The 14,075-nt window shown below is 58.5% G+C and carries 11 protein-coding genes and 1 tRNA gene; 6 read left to right on the forward strand and 6 right to left on the reverse strand.

Annotation, left to right across the window (positions count from 1 at the left end; translation table 11 throughout):
- Window positions 1–1,704: DNA primase (gene dnaG / locus V7080_RS15315; protein WP_334189261.1), on the forward strand; the 1,704-nt coding region annotated here is incomplete at its 5' end.
- A gap of 147 nt (window positions 1,705–1,851) precedes the next feature.
- On the opposite strand, the gene V7080_RS15320 is transcribed toward dnaG, so the two are convergent.
- A complete protein-coding gene (locus V7080_RS15320; RefSeq protein WP_334189262.1) occupies window positions 1,852–2,310 on the reverse strand; it encodes a hypothetical protein in 459 nt (152 codons plus the stop codon).
- On the opposite strand from V7080_RS15320, the gene rpoD reads away from it, so the two are divergent.
- From rpoD to V7080_RS15335, 3 genes are all read left to right on the forward strand, one after another.
- On the forward strand, window positions 2,309–4,444 hold the full coding sequence (gene rpoD / locus V7080_RS15325) for an RNA polymerase sigma factor RpoD (RefSeq protein WP_334189263.1): 2,136 nt from the start codon (window positions 2,309–2,311) through the stop codon (window positions 4,442–4,444). The two genes, V7080_RS15320 and rpoD, sit on opposite strands and share 2 nt — an antisense overlap.
- Before the next feature lie 93 nt (window positions 4,445–4,537).
- Window positions 4,538–4,616 (forward strand) — tRNA-Ile (locus tag V7080_RS15330).
- Window positions 4,617–4,914: 298 nt separating this feature from the next.
- Window positions 4,915–5,973: a class I SAM-dependent methyltransferase gene (locus tag V7080_RS15335; RefSeq protein ID WP_334189264.1), complete on the forward strand. Its 1,059-nt coding sequence runs from the start codon at window positions 4,915–4,917 to the stop codon at window positions 5,971–5,973.
- Window positions 5,974–6,371: 398 nt separating this feature from the next.
- Here V7080_RS15335 and V7080_RS15345 read toward each other — a convergent pair whose 3' ends face one another.
- From V7080_RS15345 to V7080_RS15355, 3 genes are read right to left on the reverse strand one after another with little or no spacing between them, the layout of a single operon-like run.
- Window positions 6,372–7,766 carry a hybrid sensor histidine kinase/response regulator gene (locus tag V7080_RS15345; protein ID WP_334189265.1) on the reverse strand — a complete coding sequence of 465 codons (1,395 nt, stop codon included), beginning with the start codon at window positions 7,764–7,766 and terminating at the stop codon, window positions 6,372–6,374.
- A 15-nt stretch (window positions 7,767–7,781) separates the two neighbouring features.
- Window positions 7,782–9,260 (reverse strand): ATPase domain-containing protein, encoded by a 1,479-nt coding sequence (locus V7080_RS15350; RefSeq protein ID WP_334189266.1) that lies wholly within the window; start codon window positions 9,258–9,260, stop codon window positions 7,782–7,784.
- Entirely contained in the window at window positions 9,257–9,694 is a 438-nt protein-coding gene (locus V7080_RS15355) for a hypothetical protein (protein ID WP_334189267.1), read from the reverse strand. The genes V7080_RS15350 and V7080_RS15355 overlap by 4 nt, the downstream gene beginning before the upstream one ends.
- A gap of 580 nt (window positions 9,695–10,274) precedes the next feature.
- Between V7080_RS15355 and V7080_RS15360 the strand changes: the two genes are divergently transcribed.
- A complete protein-coding gene (locus V7080_RS15360; RefSeq protein WP_334189268.1) occupies window positions 10,275–11,729 on the forward strand; it encodes a DEAD/DEAH box helicase in 1,455 nt (484 codons plus the stop codon).
- A 22-nt stretch (window positions 11,730–11,751) separates the two neighbouring features.
- Here V7080_RS15360 and gluQRS read toward each other — a convergent pair whose 3' ends face one another.
- Window positions 11,752–12,666: a tRNA glutamyl-Q(34) synthetase GluQRS gene (gluQRS, locus tag V7080_RS15365; RefSeq protein WP_334189269.1), complete on the reverse strand. Its 915-nt coding sequence runs from the start codon at window positions 12,664–12,666 to the stop codon at window positions 11,752–11,754.
- A gap of 111 nt (window positions 12,667–12,777) precedes the next feature.
- Between gluQRS and V7080_RS15370 the strand changes: the two genes are divergently transcribed.
- Complete coding sequence (locus V7080_RS15370; protein WP_334189270.1) at window positions 12,778–13,476, forward strand: pirin family protein; 699 nt, start codon at window positions 12,778–12,780, stop codon at window positions 13,474–13,476.
- A gap of 81 nt (window positions 13,477–13,557) precedes the next feature.
- Here V7080_RS15370 and V7080_RS15375 read toward each other — a convergent pair.
- Window positions 13,558–14,075: glycosyltransferase (locus V7080_RS15375; RefSeq protein WP_334189271.1), on the reverse strand; the 518-nt coding region annotated here is incomplete at its 5' end.

The following is a 14,075-nucleotide window of genomic DNA, read 5'->3' on the forward strand; positions in this document are numbered from 1 at the left end:
GCCAATTACATGGGCTTGTGCCCGTTCCATAACGAAAAATCCCCCAGTTTCACCGTCAGTCCGACGAAGCAGTTTTACCACTGCTTCGGCTGCGGTGCGCATGGCACGGCGATCGGTTTCCTGATCGAATACTCCGGGCTTGGCTTCGTCGAGGCGGTCAAGGATCTAGCCCAGAACGTCGGCATGATCGTACCCGACCAGGATCGCCTGCCTCCCGCCCAGCGCGCGGAAGTCCAGGCGAAGAGCCTTGCACTCTCGGACGCAATGACGCAGGCCTGCGATTTTTATCGCCAGCAGTTGCGAGGCGCCCAGCACGCGGTGGCCTATCTCAAGGGACGCGGGCTGACCGGCGAAATCGCCGCCCGCTTCGGACTGGGGTACGCGCCCGACGGCTGGGACAGCCTGCGCCAGGTGTTTCCCAACTATGATGCGCCGCAGCTCGTCGAGGCAGGCTTGCTGATCGAAAAGGGCGACGAAGACGGCGGACCACGCAAGCGCTACGACCGCTTTCGCGATCGCATTATGTTTCCTATCCGCAATACCAAGGGGCAGGTCATCGGCTTCGGTGGCCGCGTACTCGATGGCGGCGAGCCGAAATACTTGAATTCGCCCGAAACACCCTTATTTCAGAAGGGAAGTGAGCTTTATGGGCTGTTTGAGGCCCGTCAGGCGATTCGTGAAGCCGGTTATGCACTGGTTACCGAGGGTTACATGGACGTCGTCGCGCTTGCCCAGCTCGGGTTCCCGCAAGCGGTTGCGACGCTCGGCACGGCTTGTACGCCAACCCATGTGCAGAAACTCCTCCGGCAAACGGACCATGTGATTTTCAGTTTTGACGGCGACGCGGCTGGCCGCCGCGCTGCACGGCGAGCGCTGGATGCCTGCCTTCCGCATGCGTCGGACAATAAAACCCTGAAATTCCTGTTCCTTCCGGCCGAACACGATCCTGACAGCTATGTTCGCGAAATGGGGGCAGATGCATTTGAGCAACAGGTGCGCGACGCGATGCCGTTGTCGCAATTCCTGGTGAAGGAAGTTACGGCAGACAATGATCTAAGCACATCCGAAGGCCGCGCCAAGGCGCAGTTCGATGCCAAGCCCCTGCTTCAGGCGATGCCTCCGTCGGCACTGCGGCTGCAAATCGTGCGCAGCCTTGCCCAGATAACACAGACGACGCCAGCAGAAATCGAAGCGTTGTTCGAGCTTGCCCAGCCGGTTGCTCGAACGAAGATTGCACCGCCACGCACCAAGCGCACGCCGCCAATGGGTTTGGAGCGGCAGATCATCCGGTTGCTTGTCGTGCATCCGGCACTGGCATCCGAACTTGACCAGGGCGCGATCGATGCGATGACCGGGCTCTCTCCGGACAATGCAACGATGCTGAGTCAGCTTCTGAACGCCTGCCGGGCACTCGGGCCGCAGGCCAACTTTGCGGCACTGGCGCAGCAATTGAAGATGGAAAACAGTGATTTTGATGCATTGATCGCCGAAGTTGCCGCCGAGCCCGAGTCGGAGATCGCTACGGCGCGTTTGGAGCTTGCCGGTGCGATTCGGCAGACTAAAATGCAATTATTGAAAGCGGAAATGGAGGCCTTGGCGGCCTCTGGACTGGGAAACGAGGAGGCGCGCAGCCGATATCGCGAACTGTTCCAGCAGCAAGAGCAACTCCGGCGCCAGGCAGAGGTCGAAAACGTGACACGCTGATGGTTTTGTTTACAGATTGCACAGCTTTGAGTTGGAGCAACATTGCTCGCTGTGTTATTATTTAAAGCTTTTGATTCAAGGCCTTAGAGTAATTCGTTTGGCGAATTGAATTCCAAGTCGGGATGTTCGGGATAATCGCGCGGGCGACTACCAAGCCGGTTGAAGCACAAATGTATTCATAGGCTCCGCATACGCACTTTTGTTGCGCAATGAGAGCAATCCAGTTGGAATTGATCCCATGGCGAACGCAATGAAAAAAACCGCGAAAACCACCCCAGACGCAAAAAATTCGAAATCGGCTGCAACTAAACCCGCTTCCGGCAAGTCGATGGCAAAGCCTGCCGTCAAGAATTCTGTTGCCGCCCAGCCCGCAAGCAAGGCAAAAACGCCAAGTAAAGCTGCGACGAAATCGGCCGCCAAGGCCGTAGCGAAACCGGTGAATACAGTACCGTCGTCCAAGGCTAACCCTTCATCCAAAGCCGCTGTGAAGCCGGCTTCCGAGAAACTGAAAGCTCCTGTGACAAACAAGAAAACCGAAACAACGACCGTCGCCAAACCCCCAAAGGCCCAGGCGAAGGCCGAGCCGAAGTCCGAAGCCAAAGTCATGGCGGTCAGCCAGACCACCGATGCCGCCGCATTGGCGGCGATCGACACGTCCAGCTATGTGCTGCCATCGGTGAAGGTGCCGGGCCGCCGCGGACGCAAACCGAAGGAATTCCAGCCTGAGAACGAAGAAGTCGCGGCACTCAATGCGGTCGAGCGCGCGGAACTGAAGGCCGCCGACAAGGCCAAGGCAAAAGACCGCAAAGCCAAGGAAAAAGCGCTGCTGAAGGACGCTTTCTCGTCCGACACTGAAGCCACTGAAGAGGAACTTGAGCGCCGCCGCCAGAAACTGAAAACGCTGATCAAGCTCGGCAAGGAGCGCGGATTCCTCACCTATTCGGAAATCAACGACCATCTGCCGGAAAACATTGTCGATCCGGAAGCGATCGACGGCATCATCGGCACGTTCAACGACATGGGCATCGCCGTCTACGAGCATGCTCCCGATGCCGAAAGCCTGCTGCTGTCCGACAACGTCGCCACGGTCGCCAGCGATGACGACGCCGAAGCCGCTGCGGAAGCCGCATTGTCCACCGTGGATTCCGACTTCGGCCGCACCACCGATCCGGTGCGCATGTACATGCGCGAGATGGGCTCGGTCGAACTCCTGACGCGCGAAGGCGAAATCGAGATCGCCAAGCGGATCGAGGACGGTCTCAAGGACATGATCCAGGCGATCTCCGCCTGCCCGACCACCATCGCTGAAATCCTCGTGGCGGCCAGCCGCATCGAAAAGGACGAGATCAAGGTCGACGAAATCGTTGATGGCATGGTCGATATGGATGCGCCCGAGCAGACCATCGCTGCCGCAGTCCCTGCCGCGTCGGCCGACGACGAAGAAGAGGACGAAGACGAAGAAGGCGAAGAGGAAGAAGAAGAGAACAACGCATCAGGTGCGGCCGGCTTCTCCGCTGAACAGCTTGAGCAGCTCAAGCGCGATGCGCTGGATAAATTTAGCGAGATTTCAAGCCAGTTCGACAAGATGCGCAAGGCGTACGAAAAAGAGGGCTACAACTCCAAGCCCTACGTCAAGGCGCAAGAAACGATTTCCAATGAATTGCTGAGCATGCGGTTCACCGCAAAGTTCGTCGAAAAACTGTGCGACACGCTGCGTGGCCAGGTCGATGAAGTACGGCATATCGAAAAGCAGATTCTTGATGTCGTGGTGAACAAGTGCGGCATGCCGCGCACGCACTTCATCAAGACCTTCCCGGGCAACGAAACCAACCTCGACTGGATCGACGGCGAAGTCACGTCCGGCGAGGCGTACAGCACCATCCTCGGTCGTAACGTGCCGACGGTGAAGGAATTGCAGCAGAAATTGATCGATCTGCAAGCACGCGTCGTGCTGCCGCTGCCTGATCTCCGGAACATCAACAAGAAGATGGCCGCCGGTGAAATGAAGGCCCGCAAGGCCAAGCGTGAAATGACCGAAGCCAACCTGCGCCTGGTGATCTCTATCGCGAAGAAATACACCAACCGCGGCCTGCAGTTCCTCGACCTCATCCAGGAGGGCAACATCGGCCTGATGAAAGCGGTGGACAAGTTTGAATACCGACGCGGCTACAAGTTTTCGACCTATGCGACATGGTGGATTCGCCAGGCGATCACGCGTTCGATCGCCGACCAGGCGCGCACCATCCGTATCCCGGTGCACATGATCGAAACCATCAACAAGATGAACCGCATCTCGCGCCAGATCCTGCAGGAAACCGGTGCGGAGCCCGATCCGGCGACGCTGGCGATCAAGATGGAAATGCCGGAAGACAAGATCCGCAAGATCATGAAGATCGCCAAAGAGCCGATTTCGATGGAAACACCGATCGGCGACGACGACGATTCTCACCTCGGCGATTTCATCGAAGACAACAACACGCTGGCGCCAGCCGATGCGGCACTGCATGCATCCATGCGTGGCGTGGTCAAGGACGTGCTCGATTCACTGACGCCCCGAGAGGCAAAAGTGCTGCGCATGCGCTTTGGCATTGAGATGTCCACCGATCATACGCTGGAAGAAGTCGGCAAGCAGTTTGACGTCACCCGCGAGCGGATCCGGCAAATCGAAGCAAAAGCGTTGCGCAAGCTGCGCCATCCGTCACGCTCCGACAAGCTGAAGAGTTTCCTTGAAGGCAGTTGATCTAACTGAGTACAATATGCAACTTTGGTACACACGCCATGCTTCACGGCGTGTGCCGGTTTGCAGACGCAGTTGGGCAGATCCAGACTTTAAGGGCCTCTAGCTCATGCTTGGTTAGAGCAGCGGACTCATAATCCGTTGGTGCCGTGTTCGACTCACGGGAGGCCCACCAATAAAACAAAGGCTTACGCGAATTTTCTGCGTAAGCCTTTTTCTTTTCCGTTCAATCGCTGATCCATGCCACATCGGGCCCAATTCAACTTGCCTGACAATTCTCTATCGCGCCGATAAATAGCCGCCTAAGATGAAATTGGTCTCGGCGCACGCCAGTCCGGAACAAGCTTGCTTGCCGTCCGACATCAAGCCTATCCCGCTCATCACAAGGACACGCCGCCTTTGCGGATTCGCGTCTTTCCCACTCTACGCCGTGGCCGCAATTTCTCCGAAGTTTCTACATGCAGGAGGATGTCATGGCAATTAATGAAGCAAAATTGAATGCATTCATGGGTCAGTTTGTCGGCGACCTCGGTGCTGTAATGCATGCAGCAACCATTGTCGTTGGCGACCAGCTAGGCTTGTATAAGGACCTGGCCCAGAATGGTCCATGTGACAGTGAGGCTCTGGCGCAACGCACCTCGACAGATCCGCGCTACCTCAAAGAGTGGCTGTCCGCCCAGGCTGCGAGCGGATACGTCACCTATGACAAGGAAAGCCAAAAATTCAGCATGAGCGAGGAGCAGGCTTTTGCGTTGGCGGAAGAAGGCAGCCCCGCCTTCATTCCAGGCGCCTTTCAGATTGCGGTGGCGCAATTTAAAGCGATTCCAAAAATGACGCAGGCCATGCGCACCGGCCTAGGTGTCGGCTGGCACGAGCATGACACGTCCTTGTTTCATGGCACCGAACGTTTTTTCCGCCCTGGGTACGCGGTCAATCTCGTCAGCAACTGGATCCCGGCGCTGGAGGGTGTCGAGAACCGCTTGAAGACGGGGGGACGCGTGGCGGATGTGGGCTGCGGCCATGGTGCGTCGACACTGATCATGGCCCAAGCTTATCCGGAAGCGCGCATCACAGGCTTTGACTATCATGAACCATCCATTGCCTATGCGCGCAAAGCGGCGGAAGCGGCCGGCCTTGGTGACCGTGTACAGTTCGAGGTGGCGCGGGCAAAGGACTTCCCCGGCGAGAATTATGATTTTGTCGCTGTGTTCGACTGCCTGCACGATATGGGTGACCCGGTCGGTGCAGCCGCTCATGTTCGCAAGAGCCTGAAGTCGGACGGGACGTGGATGATCGTAGAGCCGTTCGCGAACGACCGCCTGGAAGATAACCTGAATCCGGTCGGCCGCATCTTTTATTCCGCCTCGACTTTCATTTGCACGCCGGCATCCCGCTCGCAGGAAGTGGGTGCCTGTCTTGGTGCGCAAGCGGGGGAAGCACGGATCAGGGAAGTGGTGACCGCAGGCGGATTTTCACGTTTCCGGCGCGCGACCGAAACACCATTCAACCTGGTGCTGGAGGCAAAGCCTTGATGGCCTGATCCCGGCAGATCATGAAAGGCAGTGAAAGTGCCTTGGCATACAGGGGTGTCAAGGCTTCCTCAATCGCCCCTGGTTTTGTGGCCACTTTCGAGCCATATGATTTGGCGAGACGGAAGTGTTATGAGAAGCACGCAGGACATGGAGGGCCTCAAAGTCGAGGCAGTCGAGCAGGTCACGGAGCGGGAGCATCCAGTGGCGAAAGTGGCGAGCCGGCTCGGGGTGGCGACGCTTGGCCTGTACAACTGGCTCAGAAAAGAAAATACAACGTTTCGGCATCGGAGCCGCACCCGCCACAAACAAAGTAGGGTTCGCCGAGGCTAACCCTACTTTGTTTTCGTATCGCTATATGACGCTTTCAATGCCGCCGGTTGCCGCGCGACCCGGCGCATTCATGTTGCCGCGCTTGCGGAGAGCGGCGCTGCCAGCAATGAAATAGCGCGCAGCAATTGCTGTCCATCCACCGGCTTGACGAGATACTCATCAAATCCGGCATGCAATGCCTTCGCCCGGTCTTCCGGTTGGCCATACCCCGAGAGCGCAATCATGCGCGGCGTTGGCCGGTCGCGACGCTGCTGGAGCTGGGCGATGAGCTCGAAACCATCGATGCCCGGCAAGCCGATGTCGCAAATCAGGAAGTCATACGGGTTCGCCGTTGCCATCGCAAGCCCGCGTAATCCGTCGGGCGCGGTATCGACGACATGGCCTTCGAGTTCCAGCAGCATTTTCAGGGTGTCGCTCGCATCGAGGTTGTCCTCCACCAGCAAAATCTGGTAGCGGCCCGGCTGAGCCGCCTGCCGCGTCGACTGCGTCGCATCGGACGGCGCGATCGCGTGCGCGGGCAGGGTGACGCGGAAGCTGCTGCCGCGTCCGAGGCCGTCGCTCTTCACAGTGATGTCGCCGCCGTGCATCTCGACGATGCTTTTGGCTACCGTCAGTCCTACGCCCAATCCGCCTTCAGTGCGCGCCAGCGACCGTGGCCCCTGCGTGAAGAGATCGAATATGTACGGCTGTACTTCGGGTGCAATGCCGCCGCCGTTGTCCGACACCGTGATGATGAGGATATCGCCATGCCGCTCGACCGTGAGGCCGATCAGTCCTTCATCCTGCGTGTATTTGGACGCATTGATCAGCAGATTCGAGAACACCTGGGCGAGCCGCACGAGATCGCCGTCGATGATCAATGCATCGCATGGGGCGCTGATCGTCAATTGCTGCGAGCGCTTGTCGATCAACGGACGGCTCACCTCGACTGCGCGTTCGATGATGTCGGTGAGCGAGACTGCATGTTTCTGAAGGCTGATCTTTCCGCTGCTGACGCGCGACGCATCCAGCAGGTCGTCGAGCAGCCTCGCCATGTGCTGGACCTGCCGGCTCAGGACATTGTGCACTTTCGGCAGCAGGGGATGGGCGGCGGTGATTCTTTCCAGAACGGTGGCGGCGTTGCTGATCGGGGCCAGCGGGTTTCTCAACTCGTGCGCCAGCATGGCGAGAAACTCATTCTGGCGACGATTGACCGCTTCGGCTTCGTCGCGCAGCGTCTGCGCCTTGACCGTTGCCAGGACAAGGTTTTGATTGGCGGTGCGCAACTGCGATACAAGATTTTCCAGCGCACCGATCGCCTGCTGGGCATCGTTCGATGCCGTGACTTCGGAGATCAGGTTGTCGATGGCATCCTGCAGGCGATTGCCGTCCGGCCGTAGTTTTGTGTGCGGTTCAGATGCATCGACAGGAACCTGGATGGCCTGGTCGTTCGGATCGTAACGTCGCCTGCCGTCATCAGTCATGTGTGCTTTCTTCGCTTATTCTTCTTTGTCGATAAACGGCGGCTGCATCGTCGCCTGACCTGAAACAATGTTTCCATAGTTTCGCAAGGTATTGCCGATGACCAGCCCGTCGCCGGTGATCGTGAACTGCCTCATTTCAGCGCTGTGCATGCTGCCACGTACTTTGGGGACCATGATCATGCGTTTCAGCTCGCCGTCGCTTTCGAAGAATCGCAGCGCAACGACGGCATCGGTCAGGAATGCCTTGTCTGACGATACGAACTTGGCCTCGCCGTACTGTGCCGCCGGCTCCGTGGTGATGAGAATAGTCACGCCCCGGGCCGTCAGATTGGCGACCATGCGGTACATCGCTTCCATGAAGTTTTGGCGGAATTCCGGAGCGATGACCAGCTCCAGTGTGGAAAGCGAATCGATGACCAGTCGCTTGGTTTGGAGAGTGTCGATGGCATTCAGAAGATTGTCGACGACTTCCTCGATCGACAGGCCGAGCGAGCGATTCTCCATGATTGTCACCTGGCAGGCGCGCACAAGGTCCTTAAGCGGACTGGTCATTGCCTGCGCAATGCTGCGTTCCAGCGACGCAATCAGCCCGTGTTCGCCGTTCTTTGCGCCCTCGGCGAGAAAGGCCGTCGCAAGCATGGTCTTGCCCGAGCCGGAAGGCCCGGAAACCAGCAGTGAATAGCCTCTTGGCAAGCCGCCGCCCAGCATGGCGTCGAGTTCGCTATTGCCCATGGCGACCCGGTGTCCGTTGCCGGTATCCGGTATGCGCGATTGTTCGCTGCGGCCGGGTTGAAGTACGCGAGGATAAACTCGCAATCCATCGTCATTGATGCGGAAAGTGTGCAAACCGTCGAGGTGCGCTTGGCCGCGCATTTTCACGATGCGGATTTTGCGCACGACATAATTGTCATGCAGGCTCTGGGATAGGCTGATGAGGCCGTCCGCGACGGTAAAAATCGGGCTGGCGTCCGATTCCGCATTCGGATACTCGCCGATCAGGAAAGTCGTGGCTTCCCAGGTGGCAAGCTGGATTCCCAGTGTCTGGACGAACTGCTGGATATCCGCAATACCCTCGTTGCCCGACTTGGCGGTATGCACCACCGATTTGAACGAATCCACGAAGATGAGGCTGGGCTGGAAGTCCGCCACTTCATTGAGAATGCGTGACAGCACGCCGCTGAACCCGTCGTTTTTCAGATCGTCCGACAGGTTCACATAACGGATCATCGATCCGACCTTGTCGATATCGAAAAATGAATATTGCTGCTGGTAGCGCAGCATCTTGAGCGGCGGTTCGCCGATGACGGTAAAGAACAATGCCTTGCGCTGCTGCCCGACAAGCGAAAACATGATCTGGTGAGCCAGTGTCGTCTTGCAACTGCCTGGCGCGCCTGCAATGACGTTGAACGAAAACTCGGTAAGACCGCCGCCCAGAAGGGTATCCAGTCCGGGGACGCCCGTCGGCAGTTTGCCTAAAACCACCTTATCACTCATTTCCGGAAATCCTTTCCACTGATGGTATTCGACTTGTCATTCCAGGCCGAATGCAAAACGCGGGAAGTGAGCGACTCCCCGATCAGCGTTGATAACAATTCGGTAAATGTAGCCAGCAATAGCTTGCTTGTGCGAGCAGCGTCCGAAGCATCCATCTGCTCAAGCTCTCTTTTCAATTTGTCGAACAACGATCCGAGGGCTTGTGCCGGGCTGGCTGCGGTCAGGCCGGAGCATTGCGGAAGTGCAAGGTGAACGGCCCTTGCGTATAGGGATTGAAAGCCGGCTTCGCCGATCAGTGGCGTCAGATGGAAGGCAACACGTTCCCATGACCAAAGGGTGCGCGCCGCGACACCTTCAGAGTCGGTTGCGCCACCGGACCCCGACGCAAGTACCTCGACAATCATCTGTTGACGCTCTTCGTGAGTCATACGCATGGCGCTATAGGGGATTTCTCAATTGTTCGGCGCGGCGGCTTGCGACGGGAGATACGCAAGTGCGGCATCAACGCATACCGATAGGCGGGGTGCAGGCACTCTTGCGTCAACATCCGGCTAAGGGAATGCGCATTCTAGCACCCCATCCCGGCCATTTAATCTTTGATCATCTGCTTGTTGATATGAACAAAAGCACCTTGCGAGATGGGAAGTCATCCGTAATGCAGGCGAGCGAATTGTTGATTTTTCCAGCACAGGCGCTAGCCGTGACGCCGCACGCATTTTAAAAGTGGGTGCAATTTTTTTCCATGTGCACGGTCTGACCGACAACCTTCGTAACGCCAGGTGCGGGAAAGCGCCTGATGTGATAGATCAGGCAGCGGAAGCGTATAATGGCTGGCTGTTCAATCGGGAAGTAGCGGTTTCAGGCTGCTTCTGCTTATTTCTTAAACGCAACTACAGACGGTTGCGGTCGCCGCTCCAGCGACGGCCTGGCCGACCGGCAAACCAGCGTGTCCAAGCGCTACGGCCCGTCTCCGCCAATCAGTGCCGTCATCAATCGGTGAATCCTATAGATACTATGTCAGACACTTCGTTAGCACCTGCGCAAAATACCGCTTCGGCCGTTCGTTTTGAAGATTTTGGACTGTCGCCCGACATTTTGCGCGCGCTTGCCGACCAAGGCTATATTCATCCCACGCCTATCCAGGCAGAAGCCATTCCCGTCGTCCTGAAAGGGCGCGATGTCATGGGCGCTGCCCAGACCGGCACAGGCAAGACAGCGGGATTTGCGCTGCCGATCATTCAATTGCTGCTGGCCAATGCAAGTCATAGCGCATCACCCGCGCGGCATCCGGTGCGCGCGTTGATCCTGACGCCGACGCGTGAGTTGGCCGACCAGGTCGCCGACAACGTCAAGGCATATTCCCGCTACACGCCCTTGCGATCGACCGTGATTTTCGGTGGCATGGACATGGCGCCGCAGACTGCCGCATTGCGCGCCGGCGTTGAGATCGTCATTGCCACACCCGGCCGGTTGCTCGACCATGTGCAGCAAAAGACGGTGAGCCTGTCCCAGACCGAAATCCTGGTGATGGACGAGGCCGACCGCATGCTCGACATGGGCTTCCTGCCCGACTTGCAGCGCATCATCAACCTGCTGCCGAAAGAGCGGCAGAGCCTCATGTTCTCGGCGACGTTCTCTCCCGAGATCAAGAAATTGGCGTCCAGCTTCCTCAAAAGCCCGGTCACGATCGAAGTGGCGCGCAGCAATGCCACGGCCGACAACGTGACACAGGTGCTGTACAAGGTCGAGGAAGAGGCCAAGCGCGATGCGGTCGCCCACATCATCCGCCAGCGGGGGTTGAAACAGGTGATCGTGTTCTCCAACACCAAGATCGGCGCTTCCCGACTGGCCCGTCACCTGGAAAAGGAAGGCGTGAACGCGTCAGCCATCCATGGCGACAAAACCCAGGGTGAACGGATGGCGGCGCTGGAGGCATTCAAGCAGGGCACGATCGAAGTGCTGGTGGCGACCGACGTCGCGGCCCGCGGACTCGATATTGCCGAACTGCCATGCGTGATCAATTTCGACCTGCCCTACAACGCCGAAGATTATGTGCACCGCATCGGACGGACCGGGCGCGCCGGCGCATCGGGCGATGCCATCTCGCTGTACACCGACAAGGACACGCGTCTCCTGGTGGACATCGAAAAGCTGATCAAGCATACGATCTCCAAGGTCGATCTCGCCGGCTTTGTCCCGCAGCGTCCCGCCGAGCGCCGTCCGCGACGCGAGGATGCGCCGTCCAGTCCGGCACCGTCGACCTCTGGCCCAAGCAGGGGATCGCAGTATGGCCGTGGAAGCGGCGGCTACGCCGGACGCAAGGAAAAAGTCGATCCATGGTTTCTGAAGCCGTATGAACCCCAGCAAAGCACGGCGGCGGAAAACGACATCGACGGCGAACATCAGCCGGGTACGAAGCCGCAGAAACCAAAAGTCGCGGCGCTGCTGGGCGGCATTCCAAAACGCTGAGCCGACATTTACGAACCGGCTGCTAACGGGTATTGAAACGCCTTTCCCATTGGGACAGGGCGGTTTTCCAGAATGTGTCAATTGACGATGCGTCGCCTGCCTCCAGCCGCAGAAACCGGGCCGCCGCGATGAGTTCCTCCAGCGGGCGCGCTGAATTCAATGCAGTCGCCCCGGTCTGCTTGGACAGTTTTTCCCCTCGCTCGTTGACGACGACCGGGACATGCAGATACGCCGGTGTCGGCAGTTGCAGCAATCGCTGCAGGTAAATCTGCCGCGGCGTCGAATCCAGAAGATCCTCTCCGCGTACCACATGCGTCACGCCCTGGTCACCGTCGTCGACCACCACCGCAAGCTGGTAAGCCCAGAATCCATCCGCGCGCTTCAGCACGAAGTCGCCCACCTCCGACGCCAGATCCTGGCAAACCTCTCCCATCCAGCGGTCCCTGAAGCAGATGCGTCCGCCCGTATCGCCGGGAACGCGCAAACGGTAGGTACGCGCCACCTTGCCCGGCGCGAGTCCGTTGCGGCATGTGCCCGGATAGATGGCCGCGCCATCGGCGGCAAGGCTGGTGAGCGAGTCGGCAATTTCCCGCCTCGTGCAGCCGCATGGATAGGTGTGATCTTGCAGGCGTTCAAGCGCGTGCTGATAGAGTTCCTTGCGGGTGCTCTGCCAGACCACGTCGCCATCCGGTTGCATGCCCAAGGCGGCAAGCGTTTGCAGGATCGACTCCGCCGCCCCCGGCACGGTGCGCGCTTCGTCGATATCCTCAATGCGCACCAGCCATGTACCCTTGTGCGCTTTCGCGTCCAGGTAGCTTGCCATCGCCGCCACCAGTGAGCCGAAGTGCAGCGGGCCAGTGGGCGAGGGGGCGAAGCGGCCGATGTAGCGGTTGTCGGGCGTACCAGGATTGGGCAACGCGTTCAGGATCGAATTCATGTGGAAACGGGGAATACGGCGGTGTGCGGAAAATTATGCCCTTAATTTTTGCGTAACAGTCCCAATATTAAATTTGTTATTTACAGTCACCCAAAGGGAAAGGAACTGATCATGATCGAACTGCGCAGGAGTGAGGATCGGGGCCACGCCAATCATGGATGGCTCGATTCACATTTCAGTTTCTCGTTCGCGGATTATTACGATCCGGAGAACATGGGATTCGGACCGTTGCGCGTCATTAATGATGATCGGATTGCCGGCGGCACAGGATTTGGCATGCACGGGCACAGGGACATGGAAATCATCAGCTATGTGCTCGAAGGCGAACTCGCGCACAAGGACAGCATGGGCAATGGCAGTGTCATCCGCCCGGGTGACGTGCAGCGCATGAGCGCCGGCACCGGCGTGCGGCATTCCGAGTTCAATCATGCGCAGGATCGCGAAACCCACCTGCTGCAGATCTGGATCGAGCCGAACCGGCGCGGCATTCCGCCCGGGTACGAGGAAAAGCATTTCGACGAGGCGGAAAAGCGCGGACGGCTGCGCCTGATCGCCAGCCCTGACGGGCGCGACGGCTCGGTCACCATCAACCAGAATGCGACGGTACATGTCGGCTTGTTCGATGGTGACGAGCATGCCGACTTGCCGATTGAACCCGGTCGGAAGGCCTATGTACACGTCGCGCGCGGCGCCGTAACGGTCAACGGAACGGAACTCAAGGCCGGCGATGCGCTGAAGGCCGTGGACGAGGCGCAGATCCGGATCGCCGATGGAAAACAGGCGGAAGTACTGGTATTTGACCTGGTTTGACGTCTGCGCAAGGGCAGCCCGGGAGCACAAGCGGTTCGCATGTCGATGCCGCTTGTGCCCTTGTTGATTGATGCTTGTCTATCAGGAGGGCGTCAACAGGGCAGGTTGACCTGGCGGTGCAGTCGCCGTTTCGGACACGAACAGCCTGGCATACCACTGCTGCTGCTCGACCGAGGCCAGCAACTGGCGGGTGCTTTCATCCCAGCCGATCCAGCGGATTCCGTCCGATGCCGGAGCGCGACCTTCGGCATAGAGGGCGAGCCAGTTCCAGATCGCGTCCGCGAGCGCTTTTCCCGACGCGCCATTGAAATAAAACGCATGCTCGCCCGCGACTTCGCGGAAAACAGGAAGGTCCCGGGTGATGATTGGCAACCGATGCTGGGCCGCCTCCACCAGTGGCAGGCCGAAGCCTTCGCCTTCCGACGCCAGCAGAAGTGCGGTGGAAGATGCATATAATTCCTGCAACACCCTGTCATCCGCGCTTTCAAACCAGAATAATCGTTTACCAAGTTCCGGATGAGAACGCAGGCGAGAGACGAATTCCTCCATCAGCCATGCAGGCCTGCCGACGATGACCAAGTCAACATCCAGTCCTTGTT

Source organism: Noviherbaspirillum sp. (genome assembly GCF_036846085.1).
In the GTDB taxonomy this organism is placed as follows: domain Bacteria; phylum Pseudomonadota; class Gammaproteobacteria; order Burkholderiales; family Burkholderiaceae_D; genus Noviherbaspirillum.